The sequence below is a fragment of the Natronoarchaeum philippinense genome (assembly GCF_900215575.1).
Lineage (GTDB): Archaea > Halobacteriota > Halobacteria > Halobacteriales > Natronoarchaeaceae > Natronoarchaeum > Natronoarchaeum philippinense.
This window is the reverse complement of sequence record NZ_OBEJ01000003.1, coordinates 109886-130744: the sequence shown is the minus strand read 5'-3', so window position 1 is coordinate 130744 and position 20859 is coordinate 109886. Positions and strand designations below refer to the sequence as shown.

19 protein-coding genes and 1 pseudogene are annotated in these 20859 nt (G+C 66.4%); 13 read left to right on the top strand and 7 right to left on the bottom strand.

Going from position 1 to position 20859, the window contains the following annotated elements; genetic code table 11:
• Window positions 1-123 precede the first annotated feature (123 nt).
• From metX to CRO01_RS11500, 4 genes and pseudogenes are all read right to left on the bottom strand, one after another.
• Window positions 124-1356 carry a homoserine O-acetyltransferase MetX gene (gene metX / locus CRO01_RS11515; protein ID WP_097009305.1) on the bottom strand — a complete coding sequence of 411 codons (1233 nt, stop codon included), beginning with the start codon at window positions 1354-1356 and terminating at the stop codon, window positions 124-126.
• A gap of 162 nt (window positions 1357-1518) precedes the next feature.
• A complete protein-coding gene (locus CRO01_RS11510) occupies window positions 1519-2367 on the bottom strand; it encodes an ABC transporter permease subunit (protein WP_097009304.1) in 849 nt (282 codons plus the stop codon).
• A pseudogene (locus tag CRO01_RS11505) lies at window positions 2364-3280 on the bottom strand (ATP-binding cassette domain-containing protein). Before CRO01_RS11505 ends, CRO01_RS11510 begins: the two are co-directional and overlap by 4 nt.
• A 103-nt stretch (window positions 3281-3383) precedes the next feature.
• Window positions 3384-4670, bottom strand: coding sequence for an O-acetylhomoserine aminocarboxypropyltransferase/cysteine synthase family protein (locus CRO01_RS11500; RefSeq protein WP_097009302.1), 1287 nt, complete (start codon window positions 4668-4670; stop codon window positions 3384-3386).
• Window positions 4671-4813: 143 nt separating this feature from the next.
• On the opposite strand from CRO01_RS11500, the gene CRO01_RS11495 reads away from it, so the two are divergent.
• Window positions 4814-6019, top strand: coding sequence for an MFS transporter (locus CRO01_RS11495; RefSeq protein WP_097009301.1), 1206 nt, complete (start codon window positions 4814-4816; stop codon window positions 6017-6019).
• 19 nt (window positions 6020-6038) lie between these two features.
• Here the strand turns inward: CRO01_RS11495 and CRO01_RS11490 are convergent, their stop codons facing one another.
• Entirely contained in the window at window positions 6039-7346 is a 1308-nt protein-coding gene (locus tag CRO01_RS11490; protein WP_097009300.1) for an acetamidase/formamidase family protein, read from the bottom strand.
• A 127-nt stretch (window positions 7347-7473) separates the two neighbouring features.
• On the opposite strand from CRO01_RS11490, the gene CRO01_RS11485 reads away from it, so the two are divergent.
• The 9 genes from CRO01_RS11485 to CRO01_RS11445 all read left to right on the top strand — a co-directional run bounded on the left by CRO01_RS11485 (window position 7474) and on the right by CRO01_RS11445 (window position 18134).
• Entirely contained in the window at window positions 7474-8013 is a 540-nt protein-coding gene (locus CRO01_RS11485) for a hypothetical protein (RefSeq protein ID WP_097009299.1), read from the top strand.
• Between the two features lie 91 nt (window positions 8014-8104).
• On the top strand, window positions 8105-8320 hold the full coding sequence (locus CRO01_RS11480) for a hypothetical protein (RefSeq protein ID WP_097009298.1): 216 nt from the start codon (window positions 8105-8107) through the stop codon (window positions 8318-8320).
• A gap of 124 nt (window positions 8321-8444) precedes the next feature.
• Window positions 8445-9557 (top strand): pyridoxal-phosphate-dependent aminotransferase family protein, encoded by a 1113-nt coding sequence (locus CRO01_RS11475; RefSeq protein WP_097009297.1) that lies wholly within the window; start codon window positions 8445-8447, stop codon window positions 9555-9557.
• Between the two features lie 74 nt (window positions 9558-9631).
• Complete coding sequence (locus CRO01_RS11470; RefSeq protein WP_097009296.1) at window positions 9632-10534, top strand: SDR family oxidoreductase; 903 nt, start codon at window positions 9632-9634, stop codon at window positions 10532-10534.
• Window positions 10531-11280: an acetoacetate decarboxylase family protein gene (locus CRO01_RS11465; protein WP_097009295.1), complete on the top strand. Its 750-nt coding sequence runs from the start codon at window positions 10531-10533 to the stop codon at window positions 11278-11280. The genes CRO01_RS11470 and CRO01_RS11465 overlap by 4 nt, the downstream gene beginning before the upstream one ends.
• Window positions 11281-11398: 118 nt before the next feature.
• Window positions 11399-12247 carry a UbiA family prenyltransferase gene (locus CRO01_RS11460; protein WP_097009294.1) on the top strand — a complete coding sequence of 283 codons (849 nt, stop codon included), beginning with the start codon at window positions 11399-11401 and terminating at the stop codon, window positions 12245-12247.
• A gap of 121 nt (window positions 12248-12368) precedes the next feature.
• Window positions 12369-13343, top strand: coding sequence for an oxygenase MpaB family protein (locus CRO01_RS11455; RefSeq protein ID WP_097009293.1), 975 nt, complete (start codon window positions 12369-12371; stop codon window positions 13341-13343).
• Between the two features lie 81 nt (window positions 13344-13424).
• Complete coding sequence (locus CRO01_RS11450; protein ID WP_097009292.1) at window positions 13425-13844, top strand: PPC domain-containing DNA-binding protein; 420 nt, start codon at window positions 13425-13427, stop codon at window positions 13842-13844.
• A complete protein-coding gene (locus CRO01_RS11445) occupies window positions 13845-18134 on the top strand; it encodes a DNA-directed DNA polymerase II large subunit (RefSeq protein ID WP_097009291.1) in 4290 nt (1429 codons plus the stop codon). It begins immediately after the preceding gene.
• Window positions 18135-18172: 38 nt separating this feature from the next.
• On the opposite strand, the gene CRO01_RS11440 is transcribed toward CRO01_RS11445, so the two are convergent.
• Window positions 18173-18517, bottom strand: a complete 345-nt coding sequence (locus tag CRO01_RS11440; RefSeq protein ID WP_097009290.1) for a hypothetical protein — start codon at window positions 18515-18517, stop codon at window positions 18173-18175.
• Between the two features lie 79 nt (window positions 18518-18596).
• Window positions 18597-19019: a hypothetical protein gene (locus CRO01_RS11435; protein ID WP_375097340.1), complete on the bottom strand. Its 423-nt coding sequence runs from the start codon at window positions 19017-19019 to the stop codon at window positions 18597-18599.
• A 223-nt stretch (window positions 19020-19242) separates the two neighbouring features.
• Here CRO01_RS11435 and CRO01_RS11430 point away from each other — a divergent pair, with 223 nt between their 5' ends.
• From CRO01_RS11430 to CRO01_RS11420, 3 genes are read left to right on the top strand one after another with little or no spacing between them, the layout of a single operon-like run.
• Window positions 19243-19536, top strand: coding sequence for a DUF7130 family rubredoxin-like protein (locus CRO01_RS11430; protein ID WP_097009289.1), 294 nt, complete (start codon window positions 19243-19245; stop codon window positions 19534-19536).
• Between the two features lie 37 nt (window positions 19537-19573).
• A complete protein-coding gene (locus CRO01_RS11425) occupies window positions 19574-19894 on the top strand; it encodes a DUF7130 family rubredoxin-like protein (RefSeq protein WP_097009288.1) in 321 nt (106 codons plus the stop codon).
• Between the two features lie 36 nt (window positions 19895-19930).
• Window positions 19931-20845 (top strand): ketopantoate reductase family protein, encoded by a 915-nt coding sequence (locus tag CRO01_RS11420; RefSeq protein WP_097009287.1) that lies wholly within the window; start codon window positions 19931-19933, stop codon window positions 20843-20845.
• Window positions 20846-20859: the final 14 nt, after the last annotated feature.

The window sequence follows — 20859 nt, the reverse complement described above, 5'->3', positions numbered from 1 at the left end:
ATTCCATCAAAATATTAGAAAATACCGATCACCATTGCAGATACCGAGGGGTCGTGGTCCGAAGCGGTGGCGTGACAGCAACTTGTCCGCCTGAGAAAAATCGATCCGAACCCGGAGGAAGCCTCAGTCCGAAAACAGACTCGTGTGGACGGGCGCGAACTCGGTGTCGTCGCGGGGGTCCTCGTCGGTGTCGGTGACGGCCTTGCCGTCGATGCCGGTCGAGAGGAAGTCCGCGAGCGGCGGGCCGACGTTGTCCGGTTCGACGAGGAAGGCGTCGTGGCCGTGGTCGGACTCGATCACGTGGTGAGCAGTCTGTACGTCGGCGTCCCGGAACCCGTCGGCAAGCGCCTCGGCCTGCTCGGTCGTGAAGTGCCAGTCGCCGGTGAAACTCGTCACCAGCGCCTCGCCGGTGAAGGCTGCCAGCGCGTCGGCGTCGTCCTCGTAGCCCGCCGCGAGGTCGTAGTTGTCCATCGCGCGAGTGAGGTAGAGGTAGCTGTTGGCGTCGAACCGGTCGACGAACTTCTCGGCCTGATAGTCGAGATACGACTCCACGTCCCGATAGGGGAAAAACGCCGCCGCGGCGTCGGCCGGGAACTGCTCGCCGCCGGTGTCTCTGCCCGCGGACCGGCGGCCGAACTTCTGGGACATCGACGCCTTCGAGAGGTACATCACGTGGCCGATCTGGCGGGCCAACGCCAGCCCTTCGGTGGGGGGTTCCTGCTCCTCTCCGTAGTAGTGACCCCCGTTCCAGTTCGGATCGGCGCGGATCGCCCGCCGGGCGATGGCGTCGAGCGCGAGACTCTGAGGATCGAGCCGGCCGGCGGTGGCGATCGCGGCGAGCCGGCGCACGTCGTCGGGGTAGCGCTTCGCCCAGTCGAGGGCGTTCATCCCGCCGACGCTGCCGCCGACGACGGCGTGAAGTCGACCGACACCGAGCGCGTCGAGCGCCCGGCGCTGGACGCGGGTCCAGTCGGCGACCGTCACGGGCGGGAACTCCGTGCCGTAGGGCTCGCCCGTCTCGGGGTTCTCGCTGGCCGGGCCCGTCGTTCCGTAGCACGAGCCGGGGATGTTGACACAGACCACGTAGTACTCCTTGGTGTCGATGGCCTTGCCCGGCCCGACGATGTCGGACCACCACGCGTAGGCCTGCCCGCCGGTGGGCTGGGCGTCGGCGGGCTCCTCGTCGAGTCGACGGTGGGCGACGTGGGCGCTGCCGGTCAGGGCGTGACAGACCAGCACCGCGTTGTCGCCGTCAAACTCGCCGTAGGCCTCGTAGGCGACATCGAGTCGGGGGATCGACTCGCCGCAGTCGAACTCGAACTCCCCCAGATCGAGGACGCCGGCGTCCGCGTTCATACAGGATCCCTCTCTTGCAGATACGTGAACGCGTCGCTCCGGCGTCGACGCGGCACTGAAGCTGGCCGTCCGCACATACGCTACGATTATTATTCTCGCACGCTATATAACCAACAGTTACGGTAATTTGTGCAGGGAGTCGGCGGGTAACACCGACTCCGGTCAGAGATCAGTCGCTCGAAATCCGAGATAGCCGGCAATCACCGGTACGACAACCCAGAAAAGGATGATTGCGAGTGCGAGCCACGCGCTCCAGTACCAAGGCTTGTCAGCGTGAAGCGCGAACAGGCCGGTATCAGGCCGCCAGACCAGTTCGAGCACGAGTCGCTCGTACGCTCCGGCCGGCCCGAGCATATCCAGCAGGACGAACCAGTCAGGATTTGGTTGTCCCACCGGTTCGCTCCCAACGAGCAGATCTCTCGCAACTTTCACCAACCCCGTGACGAGATCCCAGCCGGCAGCGAGTGCGAAGTAGAGTCCGAACGCACCAACTGTAGCCTCCCGATCCGAAGCAGCGAGCGACGACACTGCGAGTGACAAGCTAACGAACGACAGGGCAAACAGGACCGTGAGCGAGCTGAACAAAACGTACGACGTAGCAGAGAACTGATCGTGCCTGACGATAGCAACGATAGCCGCAGTACAAAGACCCAGAAACAGAGGGGCAAGCACGATAAGAGATCGACTGACGAACTTTCCGAAAACGACATCTCGCCGCGTGTGTGGCGATGTCAAGAGGAGTTTCAGACGACCCGAATCGCGCTCTCCGGCGATTGCCTTGTGAGCGACGACAACAGCGATCAAGGACGCCAACATCACCGTCGGCGTGATCATGTCATTGCCGAAAGCAGCCGTATCCGCGGCGAGGAGTGTAGGATTGCCCGAAAGACGGTTCGGGAGGGTCCAAGCAGCGGCCCCGCAAACAAGCACGAATAACACAGAGAGAATCCAAATCAACCACGACCTGACAGCGCCTTGAAAATCGAACCGAGCGACTGATCTGAGAGTCATCGGGAATCCTCCGCGGTGTACGACGCAAAGATATCTTCGAGCGACGTTTGGTCGGTCGAGAACGTCTCGACAGTGACACCGTTGTCTTGAAGCACGTTCAGGATCGTCGGCTTCGCCTCGTCTGCCGCCCGAACCGAGAGTTCTCCGTCAGCGGAGTCAGCGACGACTTCGCGCACACCCTCGATCTGTTCTACCCGAGCGGTCACACGCTCTGTCACTCGATCGACGCGTATCTGAAGTGTCGACTCACGACCAGCGGCATCTCTGAGCCCGTCGACGGTGTCGACCGCGGCGAGTTCGCCGTCCTGTAGAATTCCGACACGGTCACAGACGGCTTCAACCTGTGAGAGACTGTGACTCGAAAAGAAGACCGTTCGGCCGCGCTCGCTTTCTTCTCGGACGATCCGACGCAGTTCCCGCGTGCCGTTCGGGTCAAGCCCAGTCGACGGTTCGTCTAAAATCAGCAGTTCGGGGTCGCCGACTAGCGCCATTCCCAGAACGAGACGCTGGGCCATTCCCTTGGAGTACTCGCCCGCTTTCCGGTCGGCGGCATCAGCCAGCCCGACGCGTTCGAGGATCGCATCTGGGTCCTCGTCGACTTGTTCGGCATCGATTCGGTAGTCGACGTGCTGTCGGCCGGTGAGCCGCGAGTACACGTCGTAGCCGTCGGGAAGCACACCCGTCATTTCCCGGACCCGCTTGCTCTCGGTCTGGCAGTCGTGTCCGAATACGGTGGCCTCGCCGCCGGACGGTCTGACGAAGTCGAGGAGGATGTCGATCGTCGTCGACTTTCCAGCCCCGTTGGGGCCAAGAAAGCCGAAAATCTCGCCTTCCTCGACGGTGAGGTTCACCCTCTGAAGTGCAGAAAATCTCCAAACTGCTTAGAGATGTTATCGAGACGGATCGCAGTCATACATCATTCTGATCAGTTATCAATGGAATAGTTTTCTATATCATTCCAGAATATAAACGCCGTCTGACGTGCTCGATAATACTCTATTCGGAGCGCGCAAACCTCACTGCGCGGCCTCGATCGCCCGGTCGATATCCGCCAGAATGTCGGCGGGGTCCTCGATCCCCACGGAGAGCCGAACGAGATCTGGCGTCACGCCGGCTTCTTCCTGCTCCTCGGGCGTGAGCTGGCCGTGAGTCGTGCTGGCGGGGTGGATCACCAGCGTCTTGGCGTCGCCGATGTTGGCGAGGAAGCTGGCGAGGTCGGCCTCCTCGCAGAAGCGCTTGCCGGCCTCGTACCCGCCTTCCAGCCCGAACGCGATCATGCCGCCGTAGCCGCCGTCGAGATACCGGCTGGCGTGCTCGTGGGTTTCGTGGCTCTCCAGTCCCGGGTACGACACCCACGCCACCTCGTCGTGGTCGGCCATGTACTCCGCGACGATGGCGGCGTTCTCGCAGTGTTTCTCCATCCGGATCGGCAGCGTCTCGATGCCCTGCAGGGTCTGCCACGCGTCGAAGGGATGCTGTTGATTGCCGAGACTCCGGAGCGAGCGAAATCGTGCCGCCGCCGCGAACGGTGCGTCGGCGAAGTCCTCGCTGAAGTCGGTGTCGTGGTACGCCGGGTTCGGGCCGGCGACCTCCTCGTAGCCGCCCGCCGCCCAGTCGAAGTCGCCGCCGTCGACGAGGATGCCGCCGATCGTCGTTCCCGACCCGTGGATCCACTTGGTCGTCGAGTTCCACACCACGTCGGCGCCGTGCTCTAAGGGGTTACAGAGCGCGGGCGTCGCGAAGGTGTTGTCGACGACGACAGGAACCGATCGCTCGTGGGCGATCTCGGCGACCGCCTCGAAGTCCGGCGTCACCAGCGAGGGGTTGCCGATCGTTTCGAGGTGGACGTAGGCGGTGTCCTCGTCGATCGCCTCGGCGTAGGCGTCGAGATCCAGCGTCGGGACGAAGCGCGCCTCGATCCCGCGGCGCTTGGCGGTGTGAGAGAGATAGGCCGTCGTGCCGCCGTAGGTGTCCGTCGAGCAGACGACGTTGTCGCCGACGCTTGCGAGGACGAGCGTCGCGGCGTCGAGCGCGGCCATCCCGCTGCCGGTGGCGACGGCGCCGGCCCCGCCTTCGAGGTCGGTGAGGCGTTCCTCTAGCATCTGCACCGTGGGGTTGGTCATCCGCGAGTAGATGTGTCCCTCGGCCTCCAGCGCGTACAGGTCAGCGGCGTGGTCGGCGTCGTCGAAAACGTAGGACGTTGTCTGGTAGAGCGGCGGTGCCCGGGCACCCGTCGCCGGATCGGGCTCCTGGCCCGCGTGGAGACTCCGGGTCCGGAACTCCGGCTCGTCCGAGTCAGTCATGTGTACGACGCATATCTCTCGACTCGGAAATAACCGACAGTTACGGCAAGATTCGCAAATATTGCTATCTGCTAGCACGAAACGCGACCTGACCAGCCGATTCAGCAGTGGTTAACACGCTCGATGCCGAAGGACCAGTAACTGTGAGTACCCACCGCGACCGGCTCGCACTCGCCGCCGTCGTCGCCGCGGTCCTGCTCGCACAGGTCCTCCTCTACCCGGGAATCGGCGGGCTCGTGCAGGCGCTCGGTGCGACAACCGAGCTCGACGCCGGCATGTGGTTTCTCGCCGCCGAGTTCGGGGCGTTCGTCACCTTCGTCGGCGTCTGGGGCGCGCTGAGCGACGCCGCCGGCAAGCGCGTGCCCTTCATCGCCGTCGGCGCGCTCGGGGGCGCAGCGGGCTACGGCGTCCTCGGCGTCCTACCCGCGATCACCGACGTGTCGTTCGGCGTCGTGCTCGCACTGCGGGTCGTGCAGGGCGCCGCGACGATCGGCGCGTTCTCGCTGGCGATGACGATGCTGATGGATCTGGACGGCGGGCACGGCAAGAACATGGGCGCCGCCGGCATCGCCATCGGTTCGGGGACCGCCGTCGGGGCGCCGCTTGGCGGCCAGCTCTCGGAGGTCGACGCGCTCGCGCCGCTGTATCTCGCCTGCGCCCTGCTGGTCGTCGCGGGCGTGCTGGTCTGGTTCGTCGAGGACCGCGCTCCCTCGGGCGGGCGCAGCGCCCGGGCCGCGCTGGCGTCGATCCGCGCGACGCCGACGCTCTCGATCCCCTACGCCTTCGGCCTGATCGACCGGATGACTGCGGGCTTTTTCGCGCTCGTCGGGACGCTGTACTTTCAGGACGCGTTCGGCATCGGTCCCGGCGAGACGGGGCTGGTGCTGATGCTGTTTTTCGCCCCGTTCGCGCTGTTGCAGTACCCGATGGGAGCGCTTTCGGATCGGATCGGTCGGACGCTCCCGATCGTCGCCGGGTCGGCGCTGTACGGGCTGGGCGTGATCAGCGTCGGACTGGCGCCGACGCTGCGGCTGGCGGGCGTCGGGATGGTGGCCGTCGGCGTGCTCGGCGCGCTCGTCTCGCCGGCGACGATGGCGCTCGTGACCGACATCGCACGCGACGGCGACCGCGGCGTCGCCATGGGCGGGTTCAACATGTTCGGGAGCGTCGGCTTCCTGCTCGGCTTTCTCGTCGGCGGCACCGTCGCCGACGCGTACGGCTATCTGACCGCCTTCTTCGTCGCGGGCGGCATGGAAATACTGATCGCGCTCGTGACGATTCCGGCGTTCTTGCGACTGGACATCGGCGGCGTCCCGACCCTCGGCGAGCGGGCGAGCGAGGCCGACTGAGGCGGACGGACTGGGCGCCTCAGAGCCCGTACTGATCGCGCACGAGGTGGTCCATTCCGCGCTCCTCCAACTTCTCCATCGGCGCCAACATATCGAGCTGGACGACGCCGGGGAGCCGGCCGATCTGGACGCCGCCGGTGAACGTGCATCGGCCCCGGACCTCGCCCTCGGTCATGTCCAGCAGTTTGCCGGCCCGGTCGAACGCGTTCTCGGTGGCGTCGTTGATTGTCGCCCCCGAGCCGATCACCTGGATCGGTCCCATCTCCTCGGTCAGGTCGGTGTCGTACTGCTCGGCCAGTTCGCGGCCGTCGTCGAGTTCCTCGTCGCTGTAGGGCGCGCTGATGAAGGGCAGATCCTCCTCGTTGGGGAGCAGGATCGGGCCGTCGATATCGAGGCCTTTGATCACCTCCACGTCGACCTCGGTGCGCCCGCTCACGTCGGTCGTGTGCAAGGAGAGTTCGCCGTCGCCCTGATTCGCGTGGAGGTCGCCGACGTAGACGCCGGCGCCGTCGACCGCGACGGGACAGAGCAGCGTCGCGCCGGCCCGGACTTCGGAGATGTCCATGTGACCGTCGGTGCGTGCCGCCAGTTCATCCTCGTCTTCGAGTCCCCACTCGTGGTCGGCGCCGATCAGGAACTGGCCGAAGTCGCCGGCGTTGTGCGAGTCCGGCAGTTCGACCGGCGGCGTCGTGCCGATGTTGCCGGCGAAGGGGCGCAGGCGCCCGAGCGTCCCCGGCATCTCGTCGGGTTCGTACAGCAAGATCGGGTGCTGGCGGGAGTGCTCGGGGATCGCCATCGCCTCCTCGGCGCGCTCGGCCAGATCGTGCGCGCCGTCCTCGCCGACGGTGATGCCCACGGAGCGGTCGTCGTCGAACGCGACAGTGTAGCCGAACTCGAAGCCAAACGAGGAGGCGTTTTCGCCGCACTCGGCGCACTTGATGGCGTCCTCGCCCGTCCCCTCGACGACGCTCTCGGGCCACTCGGTGCCGCAGTTCGGACACCGATGGTCGACGAAGGGGTCGCTGTCGAACGCCCCCTCGCGCTCGCGCATCGACCCCGTGCTGGTTGCGACGCTTGTCACCTCGATGTCCCGGATTTTCAGCGCGACGGCATCGCCGACCTCGGCGTTTTCGACCCGGATCGGGCGAGTGACCTCGTGACCCCCGCGGAACTCGGGCGTGATCATCGGTCCCCAACACGCCGGCGGCGTGTGAGTCTTGATCGTCCCCCCGTCGGCGACCGTGCCGGCCCACTCCTGGTCGGGGCCGACCAGTCCGAGCGTGTACCGGTCGACCTCCAGTACGTCGCGTACTTCTTGCTGTGCCATAACATCACAACCTACGCAATCGATAATGATAAAGACGACGTGGTCGGCGACCGAGGTGTCGGAACCGGCGCCAGCAGGCACGAGCCTTTCAGTCGTCGGGACTGTATCACGCGTGAGGAACACATCGATGCCGCCAGACCCACCGGATCTCACGAACCACGTACAGCGCGGCCTCGAAACGGGGCTCGAAGCCTACTTCGCCACCGACACGATCAAGGACGTGCTGGAAGCTGTCGACGTGGAGGCGTTGCTGTCGGGCGAGGGGCTAGAAGAGCCGCCCGAATACGAGAAATTGGGCGAGATCGTCGGGCGCTCTGCGGGTCGTCTCGCCGTCCAGAACTCCGTCGGGAAGTACACGCCGGGCCAGACCGTCGAGCAGTTCGTCGGCTACGCGGTCGGCGGCGTCGTCGGCAAGCGCGTGGGCCAACAGCTCGACCGAAGCCAGATCGAGCGGGCGCTCCGGGACGCCGCCCGAAACGCCGAACTGCGCTCGACCAACTCCGGCTCGCAGGTGCTGTCGGACGTTCGCGGGCTGCTCCCCGGAGGGCGCCGCGGCGACGACGGCGTCGACACGGTCGAGATCGAGATCGACGCCGACGGCGAGTCGGCCGACAGCCGTCAGGACGACTCCGACATCGAGCCGAGCGACGAGCCAAACGACGAGTAGCGCCGGAACGACGCGGCGCACACATCAGTTTGGGACACAAACCACACGACGTAACAATTATCACCTGCGGGAAAATTCAATCGAGCACGCGATGCTCGGAATCTTCCCCGGCTGGCTAGAAGAGAAGCCCTTCGAACAGCAGGTCCTCATCTCGGCGCTCGTGCTCGACCCGATCGGGTTTCTCACAGGCTATCTGGTCGGGCCGCTGGTCGGCGTCGATCCGCTGTACGGCGGCGTTGGCGGACTGGTCGCCGCCAGTCTACCGCTTTCCCTGCTGGTGATGCAGGAAGCCCAAGAGCAGCAGTAACCGATCGACGCCGACGCGGAGACGCCGTCCCGTCGGTACTCGGCGCCGAGTTATTCTACCACCAGAGCGCCATCAAAAGTACCATACCGCCGCGCGACGCAGGAGGCAGTATCAGGTGACACCCGTGACCGAGAAACGCGAATACCGCGACGACTACGACGACAAGACGCTGTACATCCCCGGCCCGACCGAAGTCCGCGAGGACGTCATCGAGTCGATGTGCGAGCCGATGTTCGGCCACCGCATGGACCGGATGACCGACCTCTACACGACCATCGTCGAGGACACCAAGGAGTTCCTCGGCACGGACAACGAAGTCATCATCCTGACGGGCTCTGGCACCGAGTTCTGGGAGGCCTCGACGCTCAACCTCGTCGACGAGAACATCCTCGTGCCGACCTGCGGGAGCTTCAGCGAACGCCACGCCAACGTCGCCGAGCGACTGGGCAAGAACGTCGACCGGCTGGAGTACGAGTGGGGCGAGGCGATCAAGCCCGAGGACATCCGCGCCGAACTCGAAGCAAGCGACAAACACTACGACGTGGTCGCAACGGTGATGAACGAGTCCTCGACGGGCGTGCGCAATCCGATCGAGGAGATCGGCGACGTGGTCGCGGAGTACCCCGACACGTACTTTGTCGTCGACGCGGTCTCCGCGCTGGGTGGGGACTACGTCGACATCGACGAGCACAACATCGACGTGATCTTCGCGTCGAGCCAGAAGGCCTTCGCCATGCCGCCGGGGCTGGCGATCTGTGTCGTCAGCGACGAGGCCTACGAGCGCGAACTGGAGAAAGACTCCGCCTCGTGGTACGGCGGCTTCCAGCGCACGCTCGATTACTACGACCGGAAGGGCCAGACCCACTCGACGCCGGCGATCCCGATCATGCTGGCCTACCGCAAGCAGATGAAACACATGCTCGAAGAGGGCCACGAGGCCCGCGACCAGCGCCACCGCGAAATGGCCGAGTACACCCGCGAGTGGGCCGAAGAGCACTTCGCCATGTTCCCCGAGGAGGGCTACGAATCCCAGACGGTCGCCTGCATCGAGAACACCCAAGACATCGACGTGGCCGGGACGATCGAGACGATCAACGAAGAGTACGACATGGCGTTCTCGAACGGCTACGGCTCGACGCTGGGCGAGACGACGTTCCGAATCGGCCACATGGGCGAGCACGACGTCGAGAGCATCAAGGAGCTGACCGACGCCATCGAAGAGGTCGCCGGGCTGTAACGCGGCGTCCCGACGCGTTCGTTTCGCGCCGATAGCCAACGATATAACCCTTTGTTTCCAACGGTCGACCAACAGTGAGCGACGGCAACCGCGCGGGCGCTGGCGGCGACGCACACGGCGACGAGACGCCGGTCGCGCTGATCACCGGCGCGGCCTCGGGCATCGGCGCCGCGACGGCGACGGCGCTCGCCGATCGGGGCTGGCGGGTGTACGCGACTGACATCGAGATGCCGTTGCCCGAGGAGTTACGCGAGCGCTGTACCTGCCGGGAACTCGACGTGACCGACGCCGAGCAGTGCGAGCGCGTCGTCGAGGAGATCGTCGACGAAACGGGCCGCATCGACGCGCTCGTGAACAACGCCGGCTACGCCGTTCCGGGACCGATCGAAGATGTCGACCCCGAGGACGCCCGGCGCCAGTTCGACGTGCTCGTCCACGGCGTCGGGACGCTCTGTCGGGCGGTGCTACCCGAGATGCGGGCCGCTGGGCACGGCCGCATCGTCAACGTCTCCAGCGTGCTCGGGATGTCGACGGTCCCCGGCGTCGGCACCTACTGCGCCGGAAAAGCGGCGCTGGAATCGCTGACCGATGCGCTGCGGATCGAACTCCGCGACACCGGCGTCGACGTGAGCCTCGTCGAACCGGCGTGGGTCGACACCGGCTTCGCCGACGGCGCCCGCGAGCGCCTCGACGGCGACCGAACCGACGCCTACGGGGACACCTACGCGGCGCTCGACCGCGGGTGGGTGCTGGAAGGCGGTCCGTTAGCGGCCGATCCCGAGGCCGTCGCGGAGCGGATCGTCGCCGCGGCGACCACGGCGTCCCCGCGAGCCCGGTATCCCGTCGGCACGTTCGCCCACTTCGTCCGGTGGACCCACATACTTCCAGCCCGGTTGCAGGACCCGATCCAGCGGTGGTTCGGGCGGGTCAGCATCACGGCGAATCGGCTCTACCAGCGTCTCGGAGGGTTGCCGTGACCGAGGACGAGCGGACCGCCGTGCTGTCGACCGGCCACGAGGTCGCGCTCCCGCTGTCGACCGACGCGAGCATCGTCGCCGCGACATTCGGGGCGTCGCTCGACGGCGTCCGGACGTTGCTTCCCGAGGAGCTCGCGCCGATCCGCGTGACGCCGTCCCGGGCCGCGGCGACGCTCATGTGCGTCGAGTACGACCGGATCGGCCGCGGCGAGATCGAGCCCTACGCCGAGTTCGGCGTCCTGTTCGCCGCCGCGCCCGACGACGGGACCGCCCCGCCAGACGCTCGGACCGCGTCGCCGCTCTCGCTGCTCACCGGCGAGGGCGGAGGCTACGTCTGGACGCTCCCCGTGACGACCGAGCCGGCCCGCGCGCTCGGTGAGATCTGGTCGTATCCGAAGATCGTCGCCGGCATCGAGTTCGAGGACGAAGGTGCCACCCGGCGCACGACGGTCGATATCGACGGCGAACGACTCCTCTCGGTCGAGATTCGGCGTCCGCGAACGCTCAGCAGCGGCGTCACCACGCGCAGTTACACGGCGGGCGACGACGGCGTAGTCCGGGAGCCGCTGACACTTCGAGGTGATTTCGGGGCCGCACCGCTGAGCAGTCGCGTCGCGCTCTCGCTCGGCGACCATCCGCAGGCCGACCGGCTACGCGCGCTCGATCTGGGCTCACGGGCGCTGGCTCGGATCGCGTTCGAGGGCGAGTTCCGGATCGCGCCGCCCGAACCGCTCGGAGGGGACTGACGCGTGGAACGACACGCTGAGATCGACACCGTGGGTCGATTAGAAACCGACGCCTGCACCATCAAATCGTCTATTCTATCGTTCATTTTATACTGCAGTAGTGAAATTTGTAGTTTGAATGAACCCGACCATCCCGAATCGACAGCTCCGGGGACTGGTCGAGCTTGCGCGGCCGCTCCCTGTCGCCGGCGCCGGGACGCTCACGCTCGTGGGCGCGTTCGTCGCGGCGGGGACACGGGCCGTCGGGCCGGGCGTCGCCGCGGCGGCGCTCGTGGCGATGCTGGCGACCGCGGGCGGCAACGCGATCAACGACTACGTCGACCGGGACCTCGACGTGGTCGACAGCCCCGACCGGCCGATTCCCAGCGGCGCGGTCGACGCCGGGACAGCACTTGCACTGGGGACAGCGCTCCTCGCCGGCGCGCTGGCGGTGGCAGCCGTCCTGCCGGCGCCGGCGATCGCCATCGCGGCGGTCAACGTGCTGGCCGTCGCCGCCTACACGTCCGGACTGAAAGGGCGAGCGGGCGCTGGAAACGTTCTCGTGGCGCTGCTCAGCGGGAGCACGCTCCTGTTCGGCGGCGCCGCCGCCGGCGATGCGAGCGCGACCGCCGGACTCGCGACGCTCGCCACGCTGCCCGCGCTGGCCCGGGAGATTCTCCTCGACGTGAGGGACGTGCGCGGCGACCGGGCGGCAGGACTGACGACGCTCCCCGTCTGCCTCGGCGAGCGAAGCGCGCTGCTGGTCGCGGCCGCGACGCTCCTGCTGGCGGTGCTGGTGAGTCCCGTACCGTACTTGACCGGCACGCTCGGCGCGGTCTACCTGCTGGCGATGGTCGCCGCCGACGCGGCGTGGCTCTGGGCGGCCGTCAGAGTCGTCGATGCCGCCGAACGCGGCCACCCGCTGTTGCTCGTCGGGACGGCGCTGACGACACTCGCAATCGTCGCGGACGTGGCGGTGGTCGTGTGAGCCGTCGTCGCCGTCGCCGATTAGTTGTGATAGCGAGCAGACGCCGAAGCCGATCGGCTGCGACGGCGAACAGACGCCGATCCCGATCGCAGCCGCTGTCGACACCGCGGGGGCGAGGACGATGAGCGATATCGACCGCCGCGACGACGTACTCTCGACCGCTGATACCACCGACATCGACGTACTCCCCGACGAGGGCGCACTGGCTGGAGCGGCCGACGCCGACGGCCCGCTCTCGCATCTCGGCGACGCCGTGCGCGCCGAGGAGATTCCCGAGGACATCGCCGCGCTCGCGGCGTCGGAGGTCGACGATCCCGGCGAGGGATTCTTCGGGCCGGACTCGCTGGCCTGGCGAATCAACCGCGAGAACGTGCTGTACGTCGCCGGCGTGACGCCGATCTTGCTCCAGATCGCCCACCCCAGCGTCGCCGCCGGCCTCCGGGACCACAGCACGCTCCAGAGCGACTACCGGACCCGCCTCACGCACACGTTCGACATCGTCGATACGCTGTTTTTCGGCGACGTGGAATCGGCGATAACCGGCGCGGTGATCGTCCGTCGACTCCACGAGGGCGTCGCCGGGCGGGTCGACGACAGCGGCGTCGACGACGGGACGTACTACGCCAACGATCCGGAGTTGCTCTGGTGGGTCGCGGCGACGCTGTTCGACCTCTCGACGCGGGCCTACGAGACGCTGGTCGAGCCGCTGTCGCGCGCCGAAAAGCGTCGGTACTACCGCGAGCACACGATCTTCCAGCGCCTGATGGGGCTTCCGGAAGCAGCACTTCCCGACACGCTCGGGGCGTTCGAGGAGCGATACGCGTCGACCATCGACGACGACCTCGTGCTGGGCGAGACCGGACGGGCCGTGACGGCGGGCTTTCTCGACCAGTTCGGCCGCGCGCGCCCGGTCGCGGAGTTTCTCGGCGCCGCGTGGCTGCCCGCGTCGGCGCGGGAGCTGTTCGGCTTCGAGTGGGGCCCGTCCAGACAGCGGCGGTTCGACGCCGTCGGCCGCCTGTTCCGGTCGATGCCGCTGTGGGCCCTGCCCGACCGCGTTCGCTACCGCAAGCAGTACCGGGCGTTCGATCGGGTGTAGCTCGCGGCCATGGAGGATCTGTCGCGGCGTCCGGGACGGAAGGCTCACGTTTTATTGTCCGCCGGCCTCACCAGAGAGCATATGAACTATCGGGAGGTCACGACCACGGGCGAGTATCTCGCTCGCCTCGACACCGGCGCAGATTGGCGCGCCGAGATCGAGGCACTCGCCGCCGAGGTCGACGCCGACGCGGCGTGGTTCGCCGCGATGGGGGCCGTGCAGGACGCCGAACTCTGGTTCTACGATCAGGACAGTTGCGAGTACCAGTCGATGACCTTCGACGAACCGCTGGAGGTCGCCAGCTGCGTCGGGAACGTCGCCTATCTCGACGGAGAACGGTTCGCCCACACCCACGCCGTGCTCTCGCGGCCGAGCGGGCAGGCGCTCGCGGGCCATCTCGACTCCGGGACCGTGTGGGCCGGCGAAGTGTACCTGCGCGCGTTCGAGGACGAACTGGACCGGGAGTACGACGAGACCACCGAACTGGACCTCTGGTTATAGATGCGCGAGGCAGACGAGCGGTACTTCGAGCGACTCGAAAATCCCCTCGAAGACGCCTTCGAGGTGGCCCGCGAGGCAAAGCGCCGCGGCGGCGACCCCGAGCCGGAAGTCGAGATTCCGACCGCGCGCGACATGGCCGATCGGGTCGAGAACATCCTCGGGATCGACGGCGTCGCCGAGCGCGTCCGCGACCTCGAAGGCGAGATGAGCCGCGAGGAGGCCGCGCTCGAACTCGTGACCGACTTCGTCGACGGCGAGGTCGGCGACTACGAGAGCCGCGAGGGGAAAGTCGAGGGCGCGGTTCGGACGGCGGTCGCGCTGCTGACCGAGGGCGTCGTCGCGGCGCCGATCGAGGGGATCGACCGCGTCGAGATCAACGAGAACGACGACGGCACCGAGTTCGTCGCCGTCTACTACGCCGGGCCGATCCGCTCTGCGGGCGGGACCGCGCAGGCGCTCTCCGTCCTCGTCGCCGACTACGCCCGGTCGCTGCTCGGCGTCGACGAGTTCAAAGCCCGCGACGACGAGATCGAGCGCTACGCCGAGGAGGTGGGCCTCTACGACAAGGAGACGGGCCTCCAGTACTCGCCGAAGGACAAGGAGACGAAGTTCATCACGAAGAACTGCCCCATCATGCTCGACGGGGAGGCCACCGGCGACGAGGAGGTCTCTGGCTTCCGTGACTTAGAGCGGATCGACACCAACAGCGCCCGCGGCGGAATGTGTCTCGTGCTCGCGGAGGGGATCGCGCTCAAGGCGCCGAAGATCAAGCGCTACACCTCCCAGCTAGACGAGGTCGAGTGGCCGTGGCTCACCGACCTGATGGAGGGCACCATCGGGAAAGACGACGGCGAGGATGCCGACGATGCAGACGCCGAGGAGGAGGCGAGTGCCGACGACGGCGAGGCCGCCCCGGAGGACGCCGACGACGCCGGTGCGGACGCTGACGAGGAGGACGCCGAACCCGCGGGCCCACCGCGAGTCGACCCGAGCAAGAAGTTCCTCCGCGACCTGATCGCCGGCCGCCCCGTCTTTTCCCATCCCAGCGAGAGCGGCGGGTTCCGGCTTCGCTACGGGCGCTCGCGCAACCACGGCTTTGCGACGGCGGGGGTCCACCCCGCGACGATGCATCTGGTCGACGACTTCCTCGCGACGGGAACGCAGATCAAGACCGAGATGCCCGGCAAGGCCGCTGGCGTCGTCCCGGTCGACACCATCGAGGGGCCGACGGTCCGACTCGCCAACGGCGAAGTCCGTCGGATCGACGATCCCGAAACCGCGCTGGAACTGCGCAACGGCGTCGAGAAGATCCTCGATCTGGGCGAGTACCTCGTCAACTACGGCGAGTTCGTCGAGAACAACCACCCGCTCGCGCCGGCCTCCTACACCGTCGAGTGGTGGGTCCAAGAGTTCGCCGAGACCGACGCCGACGTGCAGGCGATGGAGGACTCGGTGCGCGTCGATCTCTCGAACCCCGACCCCAGCGAAGCGATCGAGTGGGCCCGCGAGTACGACGCCCCGCTCCATCCCGACTACACCTACCTCTGGCACGACATCGACGCCGAGCAGTTCGCTGCGCTGGCCGACGCCGTCGCCGCCGGTGCGGTCGAAACCGAGTCGATCGACCACGCCACCGCCGACGCCGACACCGACGACCACCTCGTGCTCGACCGCGACGAGACCGTCCGCGAGGCGATCGAGGCGCTGCTGGTCGGACACACCCAGACCGACGACCACCTCCGAATCCCGGTGTGGCGCCCGCTCGCGCTGACGCTCGGCTTCGAGATCGAGGCGGCAGCCGACCCGGCGATCGACGGAGAAGTCGCAAAGGCCGACGGCGGAACGGTATCGGCCGATTCGCCGACGCTCGAACGAACGTGGGACGACCTCTCGGAGGACGCCCGCGCGTGGCCCAACGCGATGGAGGCGATCCGCGAGGTCGCCCCCTTCGAGGTCCGCGAGCGGGCGCCGACCCGCGTCGGCAACCGGATGGGTCGGCCCGAGAAATCCGAGGAGCGAGAGTTGAGCCCGGCCGTCCACACGCTGTTCCCGATCGGCGAGGCCGGCGGCAGCCAGCGCGACGTCGCCGCCGCGGGCAAGCACGCCGACACGATGGAAGACACCCCCGGCATGATCGAGGTGGAAGTCGCCCGCCGCGAGTGTACGAGCTGCGGCGCCGAGACGTTCAAGGCGGCCTGCCCGGAGTGTGACAGCCAGACCGAACCGCACTACCAGTGTCCCGACTGCGAGACGCGCCTCGAACCCGACGAGTCCGGTCGAGTCTACTGCGAGCGCTGCGAGGTCGAGGGCACCTGCGTCGAACAGCGCGTGATCGACATCAACGAGGAGTACCGCGACGCGCTCGGGAGCGTCGGCGAACGCGAGAACGCCTTCGAGATGCTCAAAGGCGTCAAGGGGCTCACCTCGGCGACCAAGACGCCCGAACCGATCGAGAAGGGCATTCTCCGGGCGAAACACGACGTGTCGGCGTTCAAGGACGGCACCGTCCGCTACGACATGACCGACCTCCCCGTCACGTCGGTCCGGCCGTCCGAACTCGACGTGACGGCCGACCAGTTCCGCCAACTGGGCTACGAGGAGGACATCCACGGCGACCCGCTCCAGCACGACGATCAGCTCGTCGAGCTGAAAGTCCAAGACATCGTCCTCTCGGACGGCGCCGCCGAGCACATGCTCCAGACCGCCGACTTCGTCGACGACCTCCTCGATCAGTACTACGGGCTCGACCGGTACTACGAGGTCGAGGAACGCGACGATCTGGTGGGGAAATTGGTGTTCGGGATGGCACCCCACACGAGCGCGGCGGTCGTGGGGCGAGTGGTCGGGTTTACGAGTGCAGCCGTCGGCTACGCGCATCCGTTCTTCCACGCTTCGAAACGGCGGAACTGCTTCCATCCGGAGACCGAGATCAGATACCGGGAAGGTGGGAGGCGATCGATTTACGAGAGAGATCAGCTCGCAGAAGACGAACTACCGGCCGAAGAACAACCCCGAACGGCGACGATACGAACGTTTGTCGAGAATCGGCTCGATGACCCGGAAACGGACGATTTCGGCACACAGTACCAAGAACTCGACGAAGACGTCTGGACGCTGTCGTACAGCGGCGTCTGTCAGCCAAAGCGCGTCGACACAGTCTCGAAACATCCTGCACCGGATCACCTTCTCGACATCCGGACCAGAGGCGGTCGACGACTTCGAGTCACGCCGGACCATACGATGCTCCGGTACGACCAGGACGCGTCAGAGGAACTCCACCAGAACTACTGGAAAGCAGAGAAAGTTTCGGCTCAAGAACTATCCGTCGGCGACGACGTGCCCGTCCCTTCGCCACCAGAGGACGGGTCAATCGACGACTTCCTGTTCAGTCCCGTCAAGGACAAGAACGATCACCCACCAGCGGTCACGGACTGGGATACGATCGAAAGCGTCGAGATCGTCGGTTCAGATGTGGACTACGTCTACTGCCTCACAGTCGAGGATACCAACACGGTCTGTTCTAATGGAATCCTGACAGGTCAGTGCGACGGCGACGAGGATTGCGTGATGCTCCTGCTTGACGGCCTGCTGAACTTCAGCAAATCCTACCTCCCCGACCAGCGCGGCGGCCGCATGGACGCCCCGCTGGTGATGTCCTCGCGGATCGACCCCTCCGAGATCGACGACGAGGCCCACAACATGGACGTCGTCGACCGATATCCCTTGGAGTTCTACGAGGCGACTCGGGAACTCGCGGATCCGGGCGAGGTCGACGTCGAGATCGCCGAGGACACCCTCGGGACGGATCTGGAGTACACCGGCTTCCGGCACACCCACGACACCAGCAATATCGCGCTGGGGCCGGACCTCTCGGCGTACAAGACGCTCGGGTCGATGATGGACAAGATGGACGCCCAGCTCGAAATCTCCCGGAAGCTCCGGGCGGTCGACGAGACCGACGTGGCCGAGCGCGTCATCGAGTACCACTTCCTGCCGGACCTGATCGGGAACCTTCGGGCCTTTTCGCGGCAGGAGACGCGCTGTCTCGACTGCGGCGAGAAGTACCGCCGGATGCCCCTGACCGGCGAGTGCCGGGAGTGTGGCGGTCGGGTGAACCTCACCGTCCACCAAGGATCGGTCAACAAGTACATGGAGACCGCGATCCGCGTCGCCGAGGAGTTCGGCGCCCGGGATTACACGAAACAGCGCCTCGAAGTGCTCGAAAAGTCCTTGGAGAGCATCTTCGAGAACGACAAGAACAAGCAGACCGGTATCGCGGACTTCATGTAGGAAACGGGACGCCGTAGCGTCCCCGCCGTCAGCCCGCCTCAGACTCGCGCGCACTCTCTGATCGCGCGCTCGACCATCTGATCGAGCGGTGGGAGCCGATTCACGCGCGACCCGCTGAACGTCCGACTCACCGCGCGTTGGAGCCACTCGTGGCGTTTTTCGTCGTAACCGAGTGCCTCGCGGATCGCGCGCTTTTCGGCGGGATCGAGGTCGACGAGCAGGCGCACCGGCCCGGGCGAGGTCTCGGCGCGCTCGCGTAGGCGCTCGACCTCCTCCTGAGTGCGGTGTGCGAACAGGTCGTCCCGGTCGCTTAGACCGCCTTCGACCTCTCGGTCCAGTTCCCGCGCTGCCGCCGCTGGAATGGCGATCACGTCGCGGACCATAGGCGAGTGTCCAACGAACGGCATTGCCAATCTTTCGGTCCTGATCCGGAGTATCAGGCCGTCTGAGTGGTCTGTACGCTTACTCGTCGGGGGCGTCGACGATCGACGATTCGTCGTCGTTGGCCCGGCCGATGTCGACCGCGTGGCGCGTATGGCGGGCGTGGGTCTGGGCCCAGCGCCGGGCCGCCTCCTCGGAGAGTCGTTCGACCCCCTCGGGGCAGTGCCGGCAGTCCGCGAGCCACGGCGCGACGCCGTCGGGGTAATGGCCGGTGTGGCGCTTGTGATCCAGCGCGAACTGCTCGATCGCCTGATTGCCGATGCCGAGATCGTCGAGTTCGTAGCCCAGATCCCACTCCCGCCCGCACCGCGTACAGGCGATTGTGGGCGTGTCGTCGATTTCGGCGTCCGGATCCCGATGAGGCGAAGCCGAGTCGGGGCTCGACGAGCTCTGTTCGTCGGTGTCGAGCGGGTCGAACTCGTCCTCGTCGAAGCTGTCTGGCACGCACGGCGCTACGGCGCCATCGGATTTGAAGGTGGTCCTCCTGCCACGAGGAACGACCGACGGGAATTGATATAGCATATAGTAGTGTATCCCAAGTAGTTGCAAGCTGCGTCCGGTTGTGAATCGAGCGCCCAGATCGTCCGAAAAACGCGCCTGCGGCGTCGATCTGCGGCGAAACAAACCCGCAATCGAATTTATATCGCCGCCTGCTAGAGAGCAACACATGGCACGGAGCGAGCACGCCGACGTGAGTCTGGGGGTGCCGATCTACAACGACGACGGGACGAAACTCGGCACCGTCCGAGGGTTCGACGAGGACGGATTCTACGTCACCTTGGCCGACGACGCCGTCGCCGAGGAGAGCGAGCAGTTGCGGTCCGGGGGGCTCGCCGGCGAGCGAGACTTGATGTGGCGCTGCTGGCAGTGCGGCGAAGTCGGCCGGATCGCCGAAATTCCGGATGGCTGTCCGTCCTGTGGTGCCCCGAAAGAGGACATCTACTACTGGACCGAAGACTGAACCGACGTTTATACCGGAGTTCGTGGTAGCCACGCGTATGGTCGACTCCAACGAGCGGCCGGGCGACGCCGACCGGAACAAGCGACCGACCCTTGGGAGAGCAGTGTACGACGAGGAGGGCGAACGCCTCGGCACCATCCGTGGATTCGACGAGGACGGCTTCTACGTCACGATGCGGGAGGGGTACGAGGCGCTGTCGGTCGAACACGCCAGATCGGGCCAGAGCTTCGGCGAGGCGGAGTTGATGTGGCGCTGTACGGTCTGTGGCGAGATGGGCAAACTCGACGACACGTTCCCGGAGCAGTGTCCGAACTGCGACGCCCCGAAAGAGGACATCTACTACTGGACCGAGGATTAGCGCAGCCATTTTGCCGCCGGACGCCAGTTGACGGGCATGGAGATCGTCGTCTTCGGGGCGGGAAGTCTGGGTAGCCTGCTCGGCGGGCTTCTCGCGCGCGAACACGAAGTGACGCTAGTCGGGCGCGATCCGCACGTCCGGACAGTCGCCGAGTCAGGGCTGGTGCTGTCGAACCGCGTGGCGGACAGCGTCAACCCGGACGCCACGACCGACGGACGGGGGCTCGACGCCGATGTCGCCGTGGTAACGGTCAAATCCTATGACACCGAGCAGGCGGCCAGAACGCTCGAAACGGGATCGTTCGACGCCGTGCTATCACTGCAGAACGGACTGGGCAACGAAGAACGCCTTGCAGCCCATCTCGACTGTCCGGTGCTCGCGGGGACAGCGACCTACGGGGCACGGTTGGTCGATCCGGGACACGTGGAGTGTACCGGCGTCGGTGAGATCGTGCTCGGACCGACAGAAGGCGGCGCGTCGACGCTGGCCGACCACGTCGCCGAAGCGTTCGATGACGCCGGCATCCGGACGCGCGTAGCCGGAGATATGCCCCGACGGCTCTGGGAAAAGTTGGCCGTCAACGCCGGCATCAACCCCGTCACCGCACTCGCTCGCGTTCGAAACGGTGCGCTCGACGGCGGCCCGATCGGCGGCGTCGCTCGGAGCGCTGCTCGGGAAACGGCGCGAACCGCCCGTGCCGAGGGCGTGGAGTTGTCGGACGACGCCGCGCTCGAAGCGCTCGAAACAGTGATCGAAACGACCGCCGAGAACCGATCGTCGATGCGACAGGACATCGAGACGGGACGCCGTACCGAGGTCGACGCCGTCAGCGGGGCTGTCGTCGACCGCGCGGCCGATCACGGACTGGACGTGCCGACCAACGAGACGCTCGCGGGGCTGGTGCGAGGGTGGGAGCGAAGCCAAGGGCTCCGAGAGGAGAGTTACCAATAATCAAGCAGGTGCTG

Bases quoted from the DNA above. Each gene is read 5' to 3' on its own strand.
- CRO01_RS11440 (WP_097009290.1), bottom strand. From the start codon at position 18,517: ATGGTCCGCGACGTGATCGCCATTCCAGCGGCGGCAGCGCGGGAACTG.
- CRO01_RS11490 (WP_097009300.1), bottom strand. From the start codon at position 7,346: ATGGCACAGCAAGAAGTACGCGACGTACTGGAGGTCGACCGGTACACG.
- CRO01_RS11485 (WP_097009299.1), top strand. From the start codon at position 7,474: ATGCCGCCAGACCCACCGGATCTCACGAACCACGTACAGCGCGGCCTC.
- CRO01_RS11460 (WP_097009294.1), top strand. From the start codon at position 11,399: ATGAACCCGACCATCCCGAATCGACAGCTCCGGGGACTGGTCGAGCTT.
- CRO01_RS11430 (WP_097009289.1), top strand. From the start codon at position 19,243: ATGGCACGGAGCGAGCACGCCGACGTGAGTCTGGGGGTGCCGATCTAC.
- CRO01_RS11450 (WP_097009292.1), top strand. From the start codon at position 13,425: ATGAACTATCGGGAGGTCACGACCACGGGCGAGTATCTCGCTCGCCTC.
- metX (WP_097009305.1), bottom strand. From the start codon at position 1,356: ATGAACGCGGACGCCGGCGTCCTCGATCTGGGGGAGTTCGAGTTCGAC.
- CRO01_RS11510 (WP_097009304.1), bottom strand. From the start codon at position 2,367: ATGACTCTCAGATCAGTCGCTCGGTTCGATTTTCAAGGCGCTGTCAGG.
- CRO01_RS11420 (WP_097009287.1), top strand. From the start codon at position 19,931: ATGGAGATCGTCGTCTTCGGGGCGGGAAGTCTGGGTAGCCTGCTCGGC.
- CRO01_RS11500 (WP_097009302.1), bottom strand. From the start codon at position 4,670: ATGACTGACTCGGACGAGCCGGAGTTCCGGACCCGGAGTCTCCACGCG.
- CRO01_RS11445 (WP_097009291.1), top strand. From the start codon at position 13,845: ATGCGCGAGGCAGACGAGCGGTACTTCGAGCGACTCGAAAATCCCCTC.
- CRO01_RS11480 (WP_097009298.1), top strand. From the start codon at position 8,105: ATGCTCGGAATCTTCCCCGGCTGGCTAGAAGAGAAGCCCTTCGAACAG.
- CRO01_RS11425 (WP_097009288.1), top strand. From the start codon at position 19,574: ATGGTCGACTCCAACGAGCGGCCGGGCGACGCCGACCGGAACAAGCGA.
- CRO01_RS11455 (WP_097009293.1), top strand. From the start codon at position 12,369: ATGAGCGATATCGACCGCCGCGACGACGTACTCTCGACCGCTGATACC.